This is a genomic window from Sporosarcina sp. P34, assembly GCF_002743375.1.
Classification (GTDB): Bacteria; Bacillota; Bacilli; order Bacillales_A; family Planococcaceae; genus Sporosarcina.
The window spans coordinates 352691-372963 of record NZ_PDZC01000001.1 but is presented as its reverse complement, the minus strand read 5'-3'; the positions used below and the strand labels follow the sequence as shown (position 1 = coordinate 372963).

At 40.6% G+C, this 20273-nt stretch carries 22 protein-coding genes and 1 riboswitch; of the genes, 1 reads left to right on the top strand and 21 read right to left on the bottom strand.

Going from position 1 to position 20273, the window contains the following annotated elements; genetic code table 11:
- Nucleotides 1-37: 37 nt before the first annotated feature.
- From folE to CSV63_RS01775, 19 genes are all read right to left on the bottom strand, one after another.
- Nucleotides 38-607, bottom strand: coding sequence for a GTP cyclohydrolase I FolE (folE, locus tag CSV63_RS01865; RefSeq protein ID WP_099694285.1), 570 nt, complete (start codon nucleotides 605-607; stop codon nucleotides 38-40).
- Between the two features lie 179 nt (nucleotides 608-786).
- Nucleotides 787-1059, bottom strand: a complete 273-nt coding sequence (locus CSV63_RS01860; protein WP_037561579.1) for an HU family DNA-binding protein — start codon at nucleotides 1057-1059, stop codon at nucleotides 787-789.
- Nucleotides 1060-1275: 216 nt separating this feature from the next.
- Nucleotides 1276-2754, bottom strand: coding sequence for a stage IV sporulation protein A (gene spoIVA, locus CSV63_RS01855; protein WP_099694284.1), 1479 nt, complete (start codon nucleotides 2752-2754; stop codon nucleotides 1276-1278).
- Nucleotides 2755-3182: 428 nt separating this feature from the next.
- Nucleotides 3183-3893: an LptM family lipoprotein gene (locus tag CSV63_RS01850; protein WP_099694283.1), complete on the bottom strand. Its 711-nt coding sequence runs from the start codon at nucleotides 3891-3893 to the stop codon at nucleotides 3183-3185.
- A gap of 3 nt (nucleotides 3894-3896) precedes the next feature.
- Nucleotides 3897-4100, bottom strand: coding sequence for a DUF2768 domain-containing protein (locus CSV63_RS01845; protein ID WP_099694282.1), 204 nt, complete (start codon nucleotides 4098-4100; stop codon nucleotides 3897-3899).
- A 20-nt stretch (nucleotides 4101-4120) separates the two neighbouring features.
- Nucleotides 4121-5140, bottom strand: a complete 1020-nt coding sequence (locus tag CSV63_RS01840) for an NAD(P)H-dependent glycerol-3-phosphate dehydrogenase (protein ID WP_099694281.1) — start codon at nucleotides 5138-5140, stop codon at nucleotides 4121-4123.
- A 26-nt stretch (nucleotides 5141-5166) separates the two neighbouring features.
- Nucleotides 5167-6477 (bottom strand): ribosome biogenesis GTPase Der, encoded by a 1311-nt coding sequence (gene der, locus CSV63_RS01835; RefSeq protein WP_099631554.1) that lies wholly within the window; start codon nucleotides 6475-6477, stop codon nucleotides 5167-5169.
- 130 nt (nucleotides 6478-6607) lie between these two features.
- A complete protein-coding gene (rpsA, locus tag CSV63_RS01830; protein WP_099694280.1) occupies nucleotides 6608-7750 on the bottom strand; it encodes a 30S ribosomal protein S1 in 1143 nt (380 codons plus the stop codon).
- 79 nt (nucleotides 7751-7829) lie between these two features.
- Nucleotides 7830-8414: a lysophospholipid acyltransferase family protein gene (locus CSV63_RS01825; protein ID WP_099694279.1), complete on the bottom strand. Its 585-nt coding sequence runs from the start codon at nucleotides 8412-8414 to the stop codon at nucleotides 7830-7832.
- Nucleotides 8411-9088 (bottom strand): (d)CMP kinase, encoded by a 678-nt coding sequence (gene cmk / locus CSV63_RS01820; protein WP_099694278.1) that lies wholly within the window; start codon nucleotides 9086-9088, stop codon nucleotides 8411-8413. Before cmk ends, CSV63_RS01825 begins: the two co-directional genes overlap by 4 nt.
- Before the next feature lie 76 nt (nucleotides 9089-9164).
- Complete coding sequence (locus tag CSV63_RS01815) at nucleotides 9165-9806, bottom strand: flagellar brake protein (RefSeq protein WP_158233885.1); 642 nt, start codon at nucleotides 9804-9806, stop codon at nucleotides 9165-9167.
- A gap of 64 nt (nucleotides 9807-9870) precedes the next feature.
- On the bottom strand, nucleotides 9871-11154 hold the full coding sequence (locus tag CSV63_RS01810) for a PepSY1/2 domain-containing protein (protein ID WP_099694276.1): 1284 nt from the start codon (nucleotides 11152-11154) through the stop codon (nucleotides 9871-9873).
- 22 nt (nucleotides 11155-11176) lie between these two features.
- A complete protein-coding gene (sleB, locus tag CSV63_RS01805) occupies nucleotides 11177-11974 on the bottom strand; it encodes a spore cortex-lytic enzyme (RefSeq protein ID WP_099694275.1) in 798 nt (265 codons plus the stop codon).
- A 98-nt stretch (nucleotides 11975-12072) separates the two neighbouring features.
- Complete coding sequence (gene prsW / locus CSV63_RS01800; protein WP_099694274.1) at nucleotides 12073-12753, bottom strand: glutamic-type intramembrane protease PrsW; 681 nt, start codon at nucleotides 12751-12753, stop codon at nucleotides 12073-12075.
- A 79-nt stretch (nucleotides 12754-12832) separates the two neighbouring features.
- Nucleotides 12833-13795: a YpdA family putative bacillithiol disulfide reductase gene (locus CSV63_RS01795; RefSeq protein ID WP_099694273.1), complete on the bottom strand. Its 963-nt coding sequence runs from the start codon at nucleotides 13793-13795 to the stop codon at nucleotides 12833-12835.
- A gap of 28 nt (nucleotides 13796-13823) precedes the next feature.
- Complete coding sequence (locus CSV63_RS01790) at nucleotides 13824-14588, bottom strand: metallophosphoesterase (protein WP_099694272.1); 765 nt, start codon at nucleotides 14586-14588, stop codon at nucleotides 13824-13826.
- Nucleotides 14589-14695: 107 nt separating this feature from the next.
- Nucleotides 14696-15001 (bottom strand): hypothetical protein, encoded by a 306-nt coding sequence (locus CSV63_RS01785; RefSeq protein WP_099694271.1) that lies wholly within the window; start codon nucleotides 14999-15001, stop codon nucleotides 14696-14698.
- A gap of 148 nt (nucleotides 15002-15149) precedes the next feature.
- On the bottom strand, nucleotides 15150-16589 hold the full coding sequence (locus tag CSV63_RS01780) for a RecQ family ATP-dependent DNA helicase (protein WP_158233884.1): 1440 nt from the start codon (nucleotides 16587-16589) through the stop codon (nucleotides 15150-15152).
- Nucleotides 16589-17617: a YpbB family protein gene (locus CSV63_RS01775; protein ID WP_099694269.1), complete on the bottom strand. Its 1029-nt coding sequence runs from the start codon at nucleotides 17615-17617 to the stop codon at nucleotides 16589-16591. The genes CSV63_RS01780 and CSV63_RS01775 overlap by 1 nt, the downstream gene beginning before the upstream one ends.
- Nucleotides 17618-17730: 113 nt before the next feature.
- On the opposite strand from CSV63_RS01775, the gene CSV63_RS01770 reads away from it, so the two are divergent.
- Nucleotides 17731-17988: a ferredoxin gene (locus CSV63_RS01770; RefSeq protein ID WP_099631542.1), complete on the top strand. Its 258-nt coding sequence runs from the start codon at nucleotides 17731-17733 to the stop codon at nucleotides 17986-17988.
- A 105-nt stretch (nucleotides 17989-18093) separates the two neighbouring features.
- Here CSV63_RS01770 and CSV63_RS01765 read toward each other — a convergent pair whose 3' ends face one another.
- Nucleotides 18094-18675 carry an ECF transporter S component gene (locus CSV63_RS01765; protein WP_099694268.1) on the bottom strand — a complete coding sequence of 194 codons (582 nt, stop codon included), beginning with the start codon at nucleotides 18673-18675 and terminating at the stop codon, nucleotides 18094-18096.
- 190 nt (nucleotides 18676-18865) lie between these two features.
- Nucleotides 18866-19000: riboswitch (FMN riboswitch) on the bottom strand.
- Between the two features lie 72 nt (nucleotides 19001-19072).
- Complete coding sequence (locus tag CSV63_RS01760) at nucleotides 19073-20272, bottom strand: hypothetical protein (RefSeq protein WP_099694267.1); 1200 nt, start codon at nucleotides 20270-20272, stop codon at nucleotides 19073-19075.
- Nucleotide 20273: the final 1 nt, after the last annotated feature.

Sequence of the window (20273 nt, the reverse complement as noted above, 5' to 3'; positions counted from 1 at the left end):
TAATGATAGCATATACAGCAAGCGCTCGGCAAAGACCTTAGTTCGTTCGAATAAGAGATAAAATTTCCGCACGCTTCACGTCATCATGTTCATAGACTCCTCTAGCGACGGTCGTGATGGTTTTAGCTCCTGGCTTTTTAATTCCTCGCATCGTCATACACATGTGTTCTGCTTCGATAATGATATAGACACCATGGGGATTCAACTTTTCCATCATGGCATCTGCCACACTGGATGTAATGCGTTCTTGCAATTGTGGACGACGTGCTGCTGTTTCGACAGCTCTTGCCAACTTGCTCAAACCTGCAACTACTCCATTACGCGGAATATATGCTACGTGGGCTACACCGAAAAACGGAACTAAGTGATGCTCGCACATGGAATAAAATGGAATATCTTTCACTAATACGACTTCATCATGATTCTCATGGAATACTGTATCGAAATACTCTCCTGGATCTTTATTTAATCCTTCAAATACCTCTTGATACATTTTAGCAACACGTTTCGGTGTCTCCAGTAATCCTTCACGAGTCGGATCTTCACCGATTGCTTCTAAGATCATCGTAACTGCCTGTTCTAATTTATTTATATCTTGCTCTTTCATAACAGCATGTCCTCCTTGTAAGAACTAAACCTATTTCCCCAAAATATTAGCACATTCCATTCGTTCCGTATAGTTACTTGTACTTCCTTATGTATACCAACTAAAAAAACGGAAAGGAGTCCATCCATGGCCATCTGACGAACAGATTTGTTGGACGGACTCCTATGTAAAATCTCAAATTATTTTACTGCGTCTTTAAGTGCTTTACCTGCTTTGAAAGCTGGAACTTTACTTGCAGCGATTTCGATTTCTTCGCCTGATTGTGGGTTACGTCCTTTACGAGCAGCACGCTCGCGTACTTCGAAGTTTCCGAAACCAATCAATTGAACTTTATCACCGTTAGCAAGAGTTGATTGAATTGTATCGAATACAGCTTCAACAGCTTTAGTTGCGTCTTTTTTTGTTAGACCTGCCGCTTCTGCCACAGAGTTAATTAATTCTGTTTTATTCACACCGTTCACCTCCTCTCAAAGGGGATGCTATTGCTGTTAACACTGTAAAAAGAGTAACATAAGAAAAACTACGGTGCAACAATATTATCGCGCTTTTCCTTTATTCACGGCATTTCAAGCGATTTTGATAGAAAAGCATAGAAAAAAGACCCGTTTTTGACGGATCTCTCTTCATTTCAAACTATAGTTGTTACGTGATTTCCTTATTTATTCACCTTATACAATGAAGGTAATCATACCTTTATTCCCGTCATTCACCATTTGTTCAATTGTTTCACGCAAGCGTTTTCTAGCTCGATCTGGAACTGCCGCGGTCTTATATCGGATACTTTCTTTCATGACTTCATGTAATGGTGTGCCAAATAATTGTGTTTCCCATAATGCTTCACGATCATGTAAATACGCATTTTTTAATTCTTTCAACAAGTGATGACTATGGAATTCAGAGCCGATTAATGGAGCGAATTCCGCTTCCATATCGATTCGAATAATGTGAAGTGAAGGTGCTTTCGCTTTCATTTTCACACCATAAAACGTATCTTGTTTAATTAATTCAGGAGCAGTTGGCTGAAAATCTTCGATCGATGGCAACGCTACGCCATAACCTGATTTTTTTGCCGTATCAATTGCTTCCGCATACATATCATACGATTTTTTCGCTTTAACCGCTTCTTGAATGAAAATTAACCAATCTTTTTTGGAGCGCATTTCTGTTCCCATGAACTCCTCACACACATTCACAAAAGCTTGCTCATCCATATCAATCTTCACGATGGCGCGGCCTTTACCTGCATCGACTTCCACTACTTCTGCTTGTCTAACAAACTCTTCTTCTTGCAATAACTCCGCAATCTCCTGAACTTTACGAATCTTCGAGACGCCTAGGAATCCATCTGTGATTAGCTGATCGATACGTGCATTGAGCTTATGGCTATCCCCAAGCTCCTCCATCCAATCCGGACGTTGCAGTTCGATATCCGTGATAGGGAATTCATACAATGCCTCTTTGAGAATAAGCTGGATCTCTGCTGCATTGAGCTGATCCGCACTGATAGCAATGACAGGAACACCATACTTTTCATGTAATTGCTGTTTTAGTTCCAATGCTTTTTCATGAGCAGGCATTTTAGAATTTAATACAATGACGAATGGTTTACCGATTTCCTGCAATTTCGAAACGATTTCTTTTTCAGCAACTTCCGCGGCCGCGCGCGAAATATTGTTCACCGTACCGTCTGTCGTCAGCAAAATTCCAATAGTCGAGTGATCACGAATCACTTTGTCCGTTCCGATACGTGCCGCTTCTTGGAACGGGATCGGTTCATTGTGCCATGGTGTATGGACATATTTCGGCCCATCCTCGTCCTCATATCCTTTAACACCATCAATAACGTAGCCTACACAGTCTGCTAGGCGAATTTGGAATTCCAGTTCGCCGTCCCCTATTGAAACGCTTGTGCCTTGGGCAGGTACGAATTTAGGTTCTGCAGTCATGATTACGGGACCTGGTGAACTTTGGGGAAGTTCGTCTTGTGCACGTATTCGATCATTGGCATCCGTCATGTTGGGAATTACAACTTCCTCCATGACTCGTTTGACAAAAGTGGATTTCCCTACTCGAACAGGGCCTACCACACCTATATAAATATCGCCGTCTGTTCTTCTAGCTAAGTTTTCGTATAGTTCTTCTTTCATCATTAGCCCTCCTTTTTCTCCGCATTGTAGCTTATGAAACAGAAAAACGTTTCATGCATAAATGCATGAAACGTTTTTGAGTAATGGTATGAAATTTTCTTCTAATATGTTACAAAACACGGATTGCGATTTGGGATTTCCGTTCCAGGCGGACGCTTTCCTGCGGGCATGGCTTGAGCTAAGCGAAAAACGGAGAGTTCGCTTGGCCGCATCTCTGTGTACTTTGCAGAAATTAAGGCCCCTTGTCCAGGGTTTCAAGCTCATGGTCATAACGCTTCGCTATTAATCGCAGAAGTAATTGCTATTCCCGCGGGAGTCGCCGCCTTCCACTACAATCCTAGTTATATGATGGTGACAGTTTGTTTCACTCTTTGAAATATGTAAAGTTCAAGTGCTACTACATGAGGTCACCTACAAATTAGAGAATGTCATTTCTTCATAAACACAGGTTCGTTGTTTTCATTCACTGTGTACGGCAAGGAATATGCCGGAAGGACTAAGGAGTCTTCATATAGCAGATAACGAATATCTGTGCCTGCTTTTATTTCTGGCTTTTGTTCCATTAAGATTTTGTTAAGGTCGATGGAATAGTCTACGTAAAAGTTTCCGTCGCCGCCTACTACGATAGGTAAGTGAGCATCAGAGTATGGACTTTGAACGGTTAATGGTTCTTTGAAGCCCATTTTCTTGAAGTCCACTTTATAGACGTTGTCGCCAACTGGATCTAAGAATGGTAATTCTCCGTTGATAAATTTGCGCAAGTTTAAGTCGCGTAGTTTTTCAGTTATACGCAAATCGACTAGCTTAACTGTAGGATTTTCTTCTACATCTACGAGAACATACTGGAAGATACCACCGTTTTCGAATGCGTTAGACGGGATCTTTTCAGTAAAATCCGGAACGATTTTTGAGAACTCGATTGGATATTTGATGAATTGATCGGTTTCTTTATCGCGTGTTTTGATAGGTAATAGACCGCCTGATTGTTCTTGATAGCGCTCTACAGCTTTTTGGATAGTTTCTTGAAGTTCAGGATAAGGTGTTTCACTTGCTTGTTTTTCTTCAGGTGGACGGCCGCCGCAAGCAGACAATAAAAGTCCACTGATTATAACTAAAAATAGTAGTATTCGTTTATTCATAAATTACGCTCCTCCAGTCGGTCCGTTGAAGACCAAATAGACCATTGCGAAGAACGATGTAATTAATAATGTATAGGCAATAATCGCAAATAGAATTCGTATGACACGGTTTTTTATTTTATAGCGGCTCAAATAAATCAAGCCCATTGAAATCACCATGAATCCCATCGCGTAAAAAGATAGCCACATTTTATCTAACGAGGACAAAATTGTCACCCTCCTACTGTTTAAATACCGAAAAATGTATCGATTTCCTGTTTCTTACCGCGAGTCATTAATTGATCCACTGCTTGCTTGGGTGGAATTTTTTCAAATAGGATAGAATACAGTGCTTCTGTCAACGGCATGTTGACATGAAACTGTTGCGCCAACTGAAATGAAGCCTTCGTAGTACGTACCCCTTCTATGACCATGCCCATTTCTTCAGTTACTCTCTCCAAAGACTGTCCTTTACCAAGTAAGTTTCCTGCCCGCCAGTTTCTAGAGTGAACACTTGTACATGTAACGACCAAATCGCCGAGTCCCGTTAATCCGGAAAATGTTTGCTGGTCCGCACCCATTTCAACACCGAGACGTGTAATTTCTGCTAGACCTCTCGTTATAAGAGCGGCCTTTGCATTATCACCATAACCTAGTCCATCAGAAATTCCAGCAGCCAATGCGATAACATTTTTCAATGCCCCGCCAAGCTCCACACCGATTACATCTTTATTTGTATAGACACGGAAATAATTGCTCATAAACAAATCTTGTATCCGTTCTGCCGCTTCCATGTTGCTTGAAGCGACCGCTACTGTTGTCGGATGTCTATGTACGACTTCTTCCGCATGACTCGGTCCAGAAAGCACCACGATGGCTTCGCGAAGTGTTTCATCGATTTCATCCGCAATGATTTCAGAAATCCGTTCCAATGAATCTGGATCAATTCCTTTGGAGACATGGACAAATGTAGCAGGTTCTGTTAGTAATTCCTGAATATGGCGACACGTTTCACGCATCGCAGCAGTCGGTACGGCAAGTATAATTGTTTTCGCATGTTGGACTGCCACTTGTAGTTCACTGGTAGAGTTAAGGTTATCGGGCAGTTTTACATCTGGTAAATACCGGTTGTTCGTGTGCTGATTGTGGATTTCATCTGCTTGTTCTGCACGTCTCGTCCAAATTAAGCTATCATGTCCGTTTTCAGCTAGCACAACAGCAAGTGCGGTTCCCCAACTGCCTGCCCCGATTATAGAGACTTTTTCCATTACCTCCACCCTTTCTATTTACGTAGTTAAGTTCTTGCTCTTGTAATTAAGCGGATTGGTGTTCCTTCAAATCCAAAGGCTTCACGTAATCTGTTCTGTAGAAAACGTTCATAAGAAAAGTGCATAAGTTCGGGTTCGTTGACAAAGACCACGAATGTCGGTGGCTTCACAGCAACTTGTGTTGCATAATAAATCCGCAAACGGCGTCCTTTGTCCGCAGGTGCAGGATTTCTCGCTACTGCATCTTCCACTACCTCATTCAAGACACTCGACTGAATACGCATCGCATGATTTTCACTGATCAATTGGATATTGGAGAATAATGTATGCACACGTTGCTTTGTTTTAGCTGAAACAAAGAAAATAGGTGCATAGTCAAGAAATCTAAACTGATCACGAATATCATCGATGAAATTATTCATCGTCTTATCGTCTTTTTCAAGCGTATCCCACTTATTGACGACAAACATGACACCTTTTCCTGCTTCTTCAGCAAAACCAGCTACACGTTTATCCTGTTCACGAATACCTTCTTCTGCGTTCATGACAATCAATACGACATCGGAGCGGTCTATTGCTTTTAAGGCACGTAATACACTATATTTCTCTGTATTTTCATATACCTTCCCTTTTTTACGCATTCCCGCAGTGTCGATAATTTTAAATTCTTGTCCATCAACTACTTTTGTAGAGTCAATCGCATCAGTTGTCGTTCCGGCGATATCACTTACGATGACACGCTCTTCACCAAGTAAAGCGTTAACAAGTGACGACTTTCCAACATTCGGACGTCCAATTAAACAGAACTTGATGGAATCGTCTTCCTCTTCCTCTAAGTTCATATCTTTAAAGCTTTCTGCGACTGCATCCAATAAATCACCAAGTCCTAGACCGTGTGATCCTGAGAGTGGATACGGTTCGCCAAATCCAAGCGAGTAAAAATCATAGACCATATCTCTCATCTCTGGATTATCTACTTTATTCACTGCCAATACGACTGGCTTGTTCGTTTTATACAGCATACGTGCTACTTGTTCATCTGAATCTGTCACACCATCTCTGCCATTCGTCAAAAAGATGATGACATCTGCTTCCTCAATGGCGATTTCAGCCTGCATGCGAATTTGGTCAAGTAATGGTTCATTACTCAGTTCAATACCGCCTGTATCAATTAAGTTAAATTCATAATTCAACCATTCGGCTGCGCTGTATATACGATCCCGCGTTACACCGGCAACGTCTTCTACGATAGAAATTCGTTCGCCTACGATCCGGTTAAAGATTGTCGACTTACCGACGTTTGGTCTTCCTACAATTGCTACTGTTGGTTTTTTCATTTTCTTTCATAACACCCTTCCGACCTATCTTTGAATATTATACACAAAAAGAATGATGATGCATATGAAAGCATCATCATTCCCGTTAAGCTTATTTATCATTTGTGGCTAGCTTTTCACATTCTGACGTTTATTTTTGGAATTTCTTCAGTTGATCACCGATGACATCTCCTAAAGAGAAGCCAGTTGTTTCTTCAGGCATTTCATAACTAAAGTTTTCTTCACGAGCTTCTTGCGGTTTTTCAATAAGATCTTTAATGCTCAATGAAATACGTTTTTCCTGTGGATTCACGTCTAATACTTTTACTTGGATAGTCTGGCCTTCTTCAAGCACTTCTTGTGGTGTTCCGATATGCTCATGTGCAATACGTGAGATGTGAACAAGCCCTTCCACGCCAGGCAAAATCTCGACGAATGCACCATAGGCTACTAGACGTTTTACCGTGCCATCCAGTACAGAGCCGACTTCTGCTTTTTCTTCAATATTTTCCCATGGTCCAGGCAACGTATCTTTAATGGATAAAGATACGCGTTCCGCATCACGGTCAACAGACAACACTTTGACTTGGATCTCATCTCCTTCTTTCAACACATCTGACACGCTTTCAATATGTCCGTGTGAAATTTGCGAAATGTGTACCAAACCATCTACGCCGCCGATATCAACGAATGCACCAAATGAAGCGATGCGTTGTACTGTACCGTCGAGAATGTCACCTTCTTGAATTTCAGAAAGTGCCGCTTCCTTTTTCTGCTCATTTTGTGCTTGAACAACCGCACGGTGAGACAAGATTAAGCGGTTCTTTTCTTTATCCATTTCCACAATTTTAAATGTCATTGTGCGTCCTTTATAATCATCAAACGATTCAACGAAGTGATCTTCTACTAATGAAGCTGGAATAAAACCGCGAACGCCAAGGTCGACAACCAGTCCGCCCTTTACTACGTCCTTTACTTCTGTCTCGATGATTTCGCCACTTTCAAATTTCTCTTCAAGCGAATCCCATGCATTTTCTGCATCTACTTGACGCTTGGACAAGACATACATCTCATCCTCTACCTTAGTAATCGCCAATTCATCACCGATCGAGACTGCATCCGCTGCTTTTTCAATATGCAAGCTGGAAAGTTCACTGATCGGAATCACACCATCAAACGGAGCGCCAGCGATTTCAACAGTCACTGATTTCTCTTCAACCTTTGTCACTACACCCGTTACGTGTGTACCTTCACCGTATTCTTTAACTTCATCCATATTCATCTCTTCAGTCATATGTAGTCCTCCTCCATAATGATCCTATCTCTATATTATGCGAATTGAGACTTAAAAACAAAAAATTACACTTATTCTTTTATTTATACTGTTCAATCAACTTGGATATCTCTGCCATAATTGCATCCGTTACCTCTTCGGCAGATGCTTTCCTTTCACGATAAGGTGTCATATCCATAGCTTCCCCGTACACGACTTTCAGTTGCGAAAAGGCTTTATACGGACCGATGATTGCGCAAGGGACGACTTTAGCATCTCCACCTTTTAACGCAAAGAAGCCTGCACCTGCCAAACCTTTTCCAATCTCCCCTGTTTTGCTTCTTGTTCCTTCAGGGAATAAGCCTACTACTTTGTCTTCACGTAATAGTTTAATGGTTTTCCGGAATGCTTCTCGGTCACTCATACCGCGCTTTACAGGATATGCCTGTACTTTTGGTAACACCGTTTTAAGAATCGGCATATCAAACAGCTCTTCTTTGGCCATAAAATGAACCGTTCTTGGGCTTGTAATTCCAACTATAGGGGGATCTAGATTATCGATATGATTCGTGCATAATAGCACTCCACCCTCCTTAGGAAAGTTTTCTTTTCCAATTACTTTGATTCGATAAAGTGGAAAGCAAACAGTACTAATCAAAAATTTGCCAAGTGGATATAAATTCATTGAGCTAACCTCTTTTCGGCACATTCGACAATACTATTTGTCACTTCTTCTATTGTCTTCCCTGTTGTATCAATTGTAATCGCATCTTCTGCTTTTTTTAATGGAGAAATTTCACGTTCACTATCTGCTTGATCTCTCTCGCTAATTTCTCTTTTCAACGTTTCATAATCCGATTTCATTCCACGCTTTTGTTCTTCTAGTAAACGACGCTGTGCACGCTCTTCTACAGAAGCTGTCATGAAGATTTTTAGTTCAGCTTCAGGTAAAACGGCAGTACCGATATCTCTACCATCCATTACAACGGAGGATTCCGCTGCAAGACTCTGTTGTTTAGCTACCAAGAGTTCACGGACAGTTGTCAACGCCGCTATCGCTGAAACATTTGTCGTCACTTCGTGTGAACGGATCGCATCGGTTACTTCAATCCCATCGAGCAACACTTTTTGCACGTGTTCGTCCGGTTGTAATTCAATTTCCGTTTGGGCGATCAACTTTGAAATATCTTCCTCATTATGTAGATCTATGTTGTTTTGAAGTACTTTGTAAGTAATCGCACGATACATGGCTCCTGTATCGATATACGTATATCCTAATTTTTTGGCTACTAATTTAGCAATTGTACTTTTACCTGCAGCTGCAGGACCATCAATTGCAATTCTCATTCCAGCTGTCATGATGAAAACCCCTCCATTTACGCCTTTATTGTACCATAAGCAAAAAGGAAAAGTCTGCTCTCGACAGACTTTTCCTTTAGCTGTTTCGTAATTCTAATTGTCTTTCAAAGCAATAACGAATAATGTGTTGTCGATCTTTATCGTCTATTTCATCAAACGTGAAAGAGCTTAATCTCCGCTTCTCACTTTCCCAGTTTCGTACTACTCTTGCTTTACATGATACATATTTGATTTCTGTTTTGGAGAAAAACAAAACGATCAATAATTTCACTTCAGTATTTCGCGGGAAATAATCATGACTTTTCATATTGACTGCCAATCCGCCAGCACTAATATCCAATGACACCAATTGCAACGTTGAGGAGTCCGCCTGTAATGCCACGTCTAATGACGTATCAACACGAACAAATTCCCTTCTTTGGATTTTAATCAATTGCTTATCACCGGGATATTTCAGTTTAAGCATAGGTATCGTTTGATTAACCCGGCTATGCACTTCCGTACGAAAGGCATAAGACATCTTATACTCATCTACAAATGTCACGAGAAGCTGCGTACCATCTATGAAGAACGCTGTTTTACCCGTCATTATATTAATAGGATAATCCATCATGAAGTGCTCGTCATCTTCAATATCCACTACACGACATTTGAATTTTTCCGATTCCTCCGTATAATCTTTCTCTAATGTTAATACTGTCCCGATACTTAGTCTCATTTCTCCACCTGCCATTCGTCCTATTCTTTCATTATGTCATGTGGAGTAAATTTTTCCAATCTTTTTATTGTTTTTCCGTCGTAATCACTTCTAATGTCTCTGTGTCAACGAGAATCTTATATGTCTCCAAGTTCTCTTTTCCTGAAACGACTGTTAAATAATGCGCAAGACGTTGCTCCAACTGACTATTTTCTACGTAGGCAAGCTCTTGGGCCATTACGGTAACATCTGGTCTGAAGAACGTGTGCCACTCCGCTGTACGAATAGGCTGTGGTTTCGGTTGCTCTTTACGAATGTATTCCGATGCATCCAAACCAATTACTTCGCCGTTGTCTTTCGCTAATTTTATATGAATTGGATCGGAGAATACTTTGGCTTCATTTTCAGGATGCACCCGAACGAAAACAAAATGCCACGCGTTATCATTCTCTCTAGCCTCTTCTAAAACCAAATCTGTATAATCTGCCTTCTTTAAAAATTCATTAGCCAACTTCTCTAACTCTTCATACGATACTGTAGACTTACCCATGCGACGCTCCATAAGGTACGACAGTACATGCCCGCCTTTTTCAGTGATATCTATATAACCGATTGAAGAATTTTCTGCATAACGGATATGATAAAATGGATATGGAGCACCTTTTCTACTTCTTTCTGCCGCAATGATATCATTTGAAACAGCGGGTAGAAGCTTTTTAAATTTCTGAATTGCCTCGTCCTCGCTAATTTTCTTTTCTTTAATATCACGCAACTCTTTTTTCTTCTGGGCATCAGACTCACTAGCCGTTAAAGGAAATACCGCTTCTGTATAACTCATGACAGACTCTCCCATTTTTGACCAATTCGCCTTACCATCAGGTGAGTCACGCAACTTTTTTTCCCAGTTACTAATTGACATTTTACTTGAAAACATATCCTTCGTTGCCAACTGCCATTCACTCGTTAGCTCATCCAGATTTTCTGAAGCGCGTTGCATCACACCGTAGTATTTGTCAGGGTCTCCATTCTCTGTAGATTCCTTTGCAAAATTCCCTAACCTTCCTAAATAGTTCATCCAGGAAGTAGAGAAACTTTCATCTACAGGAAGTGCGGAAATGGATGACTTAATATCTGAAGATAAACGCCAAATATCTTCTCTTTCTTTTGCGGAACTTTTTTGATCCTCAAAAAGCAATGACTTGTTTACCGCTTCTTCCAATTCACCAAGCTTTTGTGAGGCATCTGTCATACTCTTGGAATACTGGCCATTCAACGCGATAGATAATTCTTCATTTTCACGTACCGTTCCAAACGTATATATTCCCAATACAATAAATGAATAGGTCAGAATGAAAATCATTCGTTTCATAATAAGTTAGGTCTCCTTTCTATTATTCACAAAATATGTGTAAACCGATTTTCTTAATTTGTGGCCTTGACCAAATCCATTTACTAGTAGCTGTGATTGGATTGAAATAGTAAATTGCATTTTCAGAAGGATCCCAACCGTTGATTGCATCGATAACTGCTTCTTTCGCACGCTGATTCGGTGTCAACCAAATCTGTCCATCCGCCACTGCAGTAAACGCCCCTGGTTGAAAGATGACACCACCAATTGAATCAGGAAAGTCTGGATGTTCGACACGGTTTAAAATAACTGCCGCTACCGCTACTTGTCCTTCGTATGGCTCGCCACGGGCTTCACCATACACTGCATTGGCTAATAAATTAATGTCTTGATCAGTATATTTAGGCGGTGCTTGCATTTGGGTTTGGGACTGCTTGTGTGGAGCACTTCCCTTTTTCACTTGGGATTCTAGCGACTGACCGCCATAATAGGTAAATTGGTTTCCTTTCGCAATCTGTCCTTTTACATACTTTTCATCGTAATCTGTAATTCCTGCCAACTTTTTTTGAGTGCTTTTACCAGCTATCCCGTCTATTGGTAAACCGTATTGCTCTTGGAAATTACGTAATGCCCAGTAAGTCCCAAAACCGAAATTACCATCAATCTCCCCATGATAGAAACCGATATATTGAAGTCTTGCTTGCAATTCAATGACGTCATCTCCTTTTGCGCCTTTTGCCAAATCGCGTCCACTGAACGCTTCACTATGACTCGCAAAGAAAGAACACATCATGATGCCTGCCAGTAATAAAAATAGGAAGCGTTTTGTAATTCGCTTCATAGACATCCACCTCCATAAAATTGTGCTTCCTCGTAGTTTGTCCAATTTCGAGTATTTTATAAGGCAAAAAATCCATCTGAAGAACTCAGATGGATTTCTTAAAAGTTTGATTGATTTCGTTTTCTAAATTGTTGCATCGCAAACGTATGCGCGTACTTCACTCGGGTCAGCCCAAACCACCATAGGAATAGCATAAATGGGATCATTAGATACAACCAATAATCATTCGTAAATAAAATGGAATTGTATAGTACATGAAGCAACAATGGCGCCAAACATGCAATAGCTATCCATTTTGCTTTTTCTGACATAGCTGAAAACTTAGCTTTACCAAAATAATAACCCATGACGACTCCAAATAATGCGTGACTTGAAACAGGCAGTAATGCACGCAGAAACGCTGTATCCAAACCGAAAGATAGTAAATATAAAATATTTTCTACTGTAGCGAATCCGAGTGAGACACTCGCTCCATATAAAATTCCATCATAAGCATCTTCAAACTCTATAGTTTTATATACGAGAATAAAAATAATAATCCACTTAAAAAATTCCTCTAAACTGCTCGTAAATAAAACATTGCGGAAAAATTCATTAGAAAATACATGCTCTTCTTCAAATACATGCTGGATAAACAAAATAGGAAATGTCATGATTGCACCGTAAACGAATGCACGGAATAGCGTCTTGGATGGCTCTTTGGCAATTTGCTTACGTAAATACAAATAACTAAAAAGGGCCAGCGCCGGCGCTATTGCGACTGTCAGTAAAATTAACATAGGCGCCTCCTCACGTCGCTAGTATATCACATCATAAATGAGAAAAGTCGCCTACCTGTAAAGTAAGCGACTTATCCATTCACGTATTTTGAGCAATATGCTGTGCAATCATTCCACCATGGAAACGTCCATTTTCGATGAAAATTTCATTGGCATTATTCCCCGCTGCAATAACACCCGCGATGAATAAATTCTCAATGTTTGTTTCCATCGACTCTTCATTGAAAACAGGCCGTCCAGATTGTTCATTTACTTCAATTCCTATTTTACGTAAAAATGCATGATCAGGATGATAGCCGATCATCGCAAATACATAGTCACTTTCAAGTTCAAATAGGGTACCTTGTTTATGAACGGTGACATGTTTTTCAGTGATTTTCGTTACATTTGCGTTAAAATGCATTTCGATTTGACCGTTACAGACCAAACTATCAAAGCCAGGAAGTATCCATGGTTTGACACTTTTCGAATACGTTTCGTTTCGATAAACGACAGTTACATGAGCACCTGCCCGGTGTAATTCAAGTGCTGCGTCAACAGCAGAGTTTTTCCCACCAATGACCGTCACTTTTTTATTGAAGTACGGATGCGCTTCTTTAAAGTAGTGATAGACAGTAGGCAAATCCTCTCCTTCGACATGTAAACGATTAGGTTGATCATAATAGCCTGTCGCCACCACGACATATTGCGCATCATAGACCGCTTTATCCGTCGTCACGATAAATTTATCATGCTGCTTATTTATATCTTCCACTCGCTCATGACTGTTGATCCGCAAGTTTTCGATTTGTGCGACGGTTCTATAATACACGAGGGCATCATTACGTTTTGGTTTATCTACAGCTGTAATAAATGGTGTCTTGCCTATCGATAATTTCATGCTGGAACTAAAAAAAGTTTGGTGGGTCGGATAATTATAAATCGAATGTACGATATTTCCTTTTTCGATTACCACTACCGACAAACCGATATTTTGCAATTCGATTGCTGCTGACAAGCCACATGGACCGCCACCGACAATTACTGCATCTACAGAATTCATGACATCTACTCTCCTAATTTCTCGCGTTCTAGTAATGAACTTCCACTACATGACATTCAGGTTTCGCACCGAAACGCAACGGCACCATTGTCGTTCCATAGCCGTTACTAATTAATTTCGCGCAATTTCCCACTGTCTCGAAGCGACCAAGGTCTTGCATACCAAAAGGTCCAAGTCTAATTTGGCCTCCATGTGTATGACCAGCAACAGATAAATCCGGTTGTCGCTTCTCTTCAAACTTTCTAAAAAATGATGGATTATGTACAGCTAAGATCAGATGATCATAATCGCTTGCAGAATCCACTGCCTTATCAATCTCTACTATTCCGTTATTCGGATCTTGCAATCCACATATGCCGAAAGCCGGATGGTTCGGTATCGATGTAGTACTGTTAACTAACACTTTTCCGCCAACTTGTTTCATCACACGTAGTATATTTTCCGTACCTACCTCTTGGTCATTATTTCCGAAAATATAAAAAATCGGTCCTATTGAGGCGAGTAAGCGTATATTGCGTTCAATTCGCCCAATCGGCACGCCACCTTCCGCCACATCCCCACCTACGATAACTGCGTCAATAGAACGCGTACGCAATTCATCTATCAATCGCTTTGGAATACTGCGTTTATGGATATCTGAAATAAAGAACACGTTCAATTTATTAGTTGGGGTCGATGTACTATATAATGTATGGGTAAGCACACGATTCCGATGGGCTAGGGCGTACATGTAAGTCAGCATAGCCATCGCTGATAATAAAATTGATAATCCCGCTATTCGAACCTTTTTCATTTGTCAACTCCCATAAAAAAAAGCAAAGCGTCTACTTTGCTTTTGTGTAGTAATTTTCATTAGTAGTATAGCAAGATTTCAAAAAACCTCAAACTATTGTACTGCGCTTAAGAAACGGCATGTATGGAATGTGTTACGGACGGATAAAATCCAACCGACAACTCGACTTTTTCTATAGGTACTTGATCTGGAACATCAGGGGAATAAAGATCCGATAATACATAGAGTAGTATAATTATAGGTATCAAAGTAAATATCGCTAGAAAAATATTGATGACTTTCACATGACCATATTTCTCTTCTTTCTTCTTTCCATGTACTTCTGCACGGGAAGGAAGTTTATCGACAGTCACTTTTTCTTTAATCTCTTTTCGCTGCTGTTCAAAATCCACTTTATACTGATCGTTTAACATATCTAATTTCTCCTTCACACCGCATAATGTCTGTTGCTATTATATGATGCAATTCCTCTATTAATCCGTGAAAAGTACGTTCGTTCACAAACTCATCTTCCTCTATTATGCCGAATTTTGTCTAGAATGTAAATACACACCCCCTGCTTCAACCTAATAACTGGTGCAGACGTTCATGCCATTGTAACGTTTCAGTTTCTTGTTTAGTTGATGCTTCTGACTTAATTAGCCAGTCATCATCCAGATTTTGACAGTTTGAACAGCAATCCGTTTCTGCCGGCAAAATATTTTCGCCGAAAAACTGCATCAATTTCTCACGTAAACAACTATCACTTTTTACATAGCTCTCCATTTCCGCAATGTGCTTCTCTTTTACTTGATATATTTGTTGGATTTGTCGAATAACATTTTCCACCTCATATTGTTCCAAATAATAATCAAGTAAACGACTAGCTATTTCCGATAGTCCAGCTTGCTCGGCAGCCAAGAGAGTCGCCGTACCTGATTGCAGTAAAGAATGATAATACAGAATTTGCTGTTCATCTGGCAGATCTTCATAAACTATGAACTTCACTTTCTGACTATCACGCTCACTATACAAAAGAGTGACCGCGGCTTTATCCCCATCACGTCCTGCACGTCCTACTTCCTGAATGTATGCGCTTGGCGTAGCAGGTAGATGTTCATGAATAACTTGTCGGATATCATCTTTATGGATTCCCATACCAAATGCATTGGTAGCACAAATCCACTCGAGTTCACCTTGTATAAATTGTTCTTGAATTATAGATCGTTCATCCTGTTCTTTGCCGCCATGATAACTTGCTGTCGGGATTCCTCTTTGTCGAATTATAGCCGCAAGTTCATCCGCACGTTTTCGTGATGCCACATAAATAACGCCAGGTCCAATTGTCGTAGCTAACCTTTCACTTATCCACTCAGTTTTTGCCGATTCATTATCTACATGCACAATACGATAGGATATAGCAGGACGATCCATCGGCTGTCGTTGTATGTGAGGATTTCTTAAGCGTAAGTAAGTGATGATGTCTTCTACTACTTTTTTATTCGCAGTAGCAGTTAATGCCAATACAGGTGCTCTTTCTGTAAAAGAGAACAGTTCTTTTAGCCGTAAATAGTCTGGCCGAAAGTCAAACCCCCACTCCGAAATACAATGGGCCTCATCTACTACAAAAAAGGCAATAGGTAGTTGTTGAACTAATTGCCGGACATGTTGTTGCATCATCATTTCAGGCGATAAGAAAATGAACTTATACTGCGCCATAGTGGAGAGCGCCAACTCCTTTTCCTTCCTAGATAAAAATGAATTGATAGCGACTACACGTTTTTCTTTATGTTTTCTTAGATTGGCCACTTGATCTTCCATCAACGCAACGAGCGGAGAGATGATGATCACTACCCCATCAAGCATGTAGGCGGGTAATTGATAGCAAAGTGACTTCCCCATACCCGTCGGAAAAATTGCCACCGTATCTCGTCCAGCCAGTAACTCTGTAATCACTTCTTGTTGGCCAGGTCGAAAGGATTCATAACCAAACTTTTGATGCAATACTTTCTGAAGTTCCATCAACTCTCTCTCCTTTCCATAATGATGATTAATCGTAGTTGAAAATACGACAATTCCGGGCATTGCTCTTTCAACAAACGCAATCGTTTAGTCTGCATCTGTTCAACATGACGCCAAACCGTAACCATTTGTTCTTTCGTTACAAATTCTTCATATGGAAAGTTATCCATATTCGCCGCTAGTTCAATGAAATGATCCTCTATAGTACTCAATTTCAAATTTCGTAGTGAAGCAATTTGCTCCAGTGAATAGCCCCGCTCGAATAGTTTCTGTGTCCGTTCAGCAGATTGTGTCAAATATGTGTCCACTCTACAGCCTACTGCTAATTCTGTCAGCAAAGGCATGTTCGGTTGCTGGGGTAGGTAATCGAGCAATATATGTAATGCTTCTAAATAGTAAAGTTGTATAGTCTTAGCCGACACGTTTAGACTCTCCGCCAGCTGTTCCCAAGTAGATGCAGTAAACCCATATCCCGTCAAACGACTGGTCACTATCGTACGCTGCAAATCTGATAATGAGGATTGAATTAGCGCTTGCTCCAATTCTTTTCGCAATGACGTGGATAGATTAGTCATGTTACTTAATTGATTACGTAAAAGGCTTTTGATAAATTGCTGGGTAGGCAACTCCTTTTGGATTGGCATGAACATCGTCTCACCACTGCGTAAATTGGACAACGTCTGTACTAGCAAGGCCAACCGTCTTCCGAACTCTCTTTCACGTCCTCGGTAATTCCAGCCATTAAATCGCCACATTTCACTGCCTGTCGCCATCTGACCTTTTGCTGTCACGTAGACGAGTTCATTTATTAAGATCAGTCCGTCAGCTTGCATTCGCTCTAACGTTTGCTGGAATTCGCTTGCCGTCAATTGTGGCAACAATGCATAGTATGATTTAACTTGATAATATTCCACGTCTTGTAACGTCTGTCCTGACCGTTTTCCGCGAAGTATATGATAGACACCTTGCGCTGAACGCTCACCATGGAGGCGTTGAAAGATCGTCAATAAGATTGAATCCAAACTCATTTGCGGGTCCTCCTTGAAGAAATTGCGTATTTTTGTTGAAAAGTGATGAAAACAGCTTTAGAATAGAGTAGATACAAAATAGGTTGAGTGAATGGAAGAAGGGAGAAAGACAAATGTCTAGCAAAAAGTTTACGATTGTCGATCAGGATACGTGTATAGCCTGCGGGGCCTGCGGGGCTGCTGCGCCGGATATCTATGATTATGACGATGAGGGAATTGCATTTGTTATTTTAGATGATAACATGGGAAACACTGAAGTTCCAGAAGAACTGATGGAGGATCTCGAGGATGCATACGATGGCTGCCCTACAGATTCAATTAAAATTGCGGATGAAGCCTTCGAAGGCGATCCATTAAAATATGAAGATTGATTCAGTCCTCACAGCACTTCCTACTACTCGGAAGTGTTGTTTTTTATTTGTTGAATTAAATAACGCCAGCCTCCCGTAGATTCAGGATGACTGGCGTTTATTTGTTTAGAACAATAATTTCTTTTGTTGCTGATTAATCCACTTTTCCATGCTTCTATATAACATCAACGTGATGACTAATAGCATTACACCTTTGATTAAGTTGAACGGTAAGATCCCCAATACGATCATCTGATACAGCGAATCTCCTGTAACTGCTGGCATACCTAGGAAATAGGTGTACATCGGCAAGAACACTAAGTAATTTAATATACTCATACCTACTGCCATAGCTACTGTACCTGCGATCAAACCTGATGCAAGTCCTTTAGCTGAACGATACTTCGTAAAGATCCAGTAGATTGGCATGATAAATAATACACCTGTCACAAAGTTCGCGACTTCCCCTACCGGTACACCTGTTGGGCTTCCTGATAAGAACCAATGCATGATGTTCTTCAATAACTCTACGCCTATACCTGCAACAGGTCCCATGGTCATGATAGCCAGTACAGCAGGAATCTCACTGAAATCAATCTTCAAAAATCCAGGCATTGCCGGGATTGGAAAGTTGAACTGCATTAACACAGTTGAAATACTTCCCAAAATAGCCACCAAAATTAGCTTACGTAACTTCTTATTATTCACTTGTTCCTCTCTCCTTTTGCGATTCACTTCAAAAGAGGAAAGGCTTGCTCATCCATTGTTCCGCTAAAAATCCCTAAAGCAAACGATGCTTTAGGGAGAATAAAATGCACTGTTAAGAACAGATAAATTACATAAACATATCCGTCAGGTAACAAGCACCACTTTTGCGTACACAAAAAGATGGCTGCACCTTCACCTTCTCCCATCCAGACTATACTGTCGGCTCCGGAATCTCACCAGAATCAGCTGTTAAGCTCGCGGGCTAAAAGTAGTATTCTACTTCATTTCCGCCGGTCGGGAATTACACCCTGCCCCGAAGATGAATCAATATTTAATTATGAACCTATTATAACGCAAAAAAACTGTTTTGTAAACTTCACAAGTTTACAAAACAGAATTATTCGTTAATTAAATACTTTGGATTTACACCAATGGGCTTTTCCAATGGCTGAGTGAAATCAAATCCCATCCATTGTTCTTGTGCGATTCGTTCGAATTCTACATATTTATCGAAACTTGCTGCTGTCATCAAGATCCCTTCTATCAATTGTAGTGCTTCATCGCGTTGCATCTTCTCTAAATCAAGTACTGTTGTGAATTTCACGTTGACACTATCTTTTTCTACTTTAACCGCGAAGTCAATTCCTTCAGGGACCACAGTCGAATACATATCATTTGGTGACTTTTTCATGTCAATCAATGCTTGCTCTACCGTATTGGAAGTTTTGCCGAAATTAGTGGACAGTACTACTTCTCCGTCTGACTTCATGTATCGATAGTATGCTTGATGTGAAACTGTACCTAACAAAGCAATCGGTTCTTCTACTTGACCTACTTGATCCAATGTAATTGCGGAAGCATCCTCTTGTAGCCACACGATTTCATCATATCCTTGAAACGTATCTTGTAGAGACAAATGTAACATCTCAAGTGTCGCACTTGACACGTCATAGGTATGATCTGAAGCAAACTTCATTTGAACTTGATGACCATGTGAAGAAATGATCGCTTTATAAGGATGATACTCTGTAAATCCAAGCGCTTCTTCATCTATTTTATTTGCATACTCGTTATAAAGTGTCACTGCATCCGAAGTGCCTCCTAAGCGTTCATGCAAGCTTTCATTCGGTAGTAGGAACGTCACTGGAACAACGGTCGCCTGATCGGTAACCAGGCCAATATGAAACGCGGTGTGATCCACGACATTGGCAGGATAGGCCGCGTACGACAGTGGCGCTGTGACCTGTCTCGTAAACACAGATGCATCACTTGCTTCGCTCGATTGAATTTCATCATTACTCTCCATCTTGATAGCATCAGCTGACTCTTCCGTCGTTGCTTTATCCATTGATACTTCATTATTTTGTTGAATCAATATCGGCAGGATGATGGTGAGCAATAAAATCGCTGCAACAATAGCAATAAGTGAAGACCATTTAGGTTTGAAAGACTTTTTTATAAGCTGATTCGCTCCAGAAAGTCTTGAATCACTTTTCAACCGTTGCATAATCTCCTCTTTAGAACGCTGATCTTTCACGACCGGCATGTCACGTAATCGTTTCTCGAGATTATCTTCATTCCATTTATCTCTGCTCATG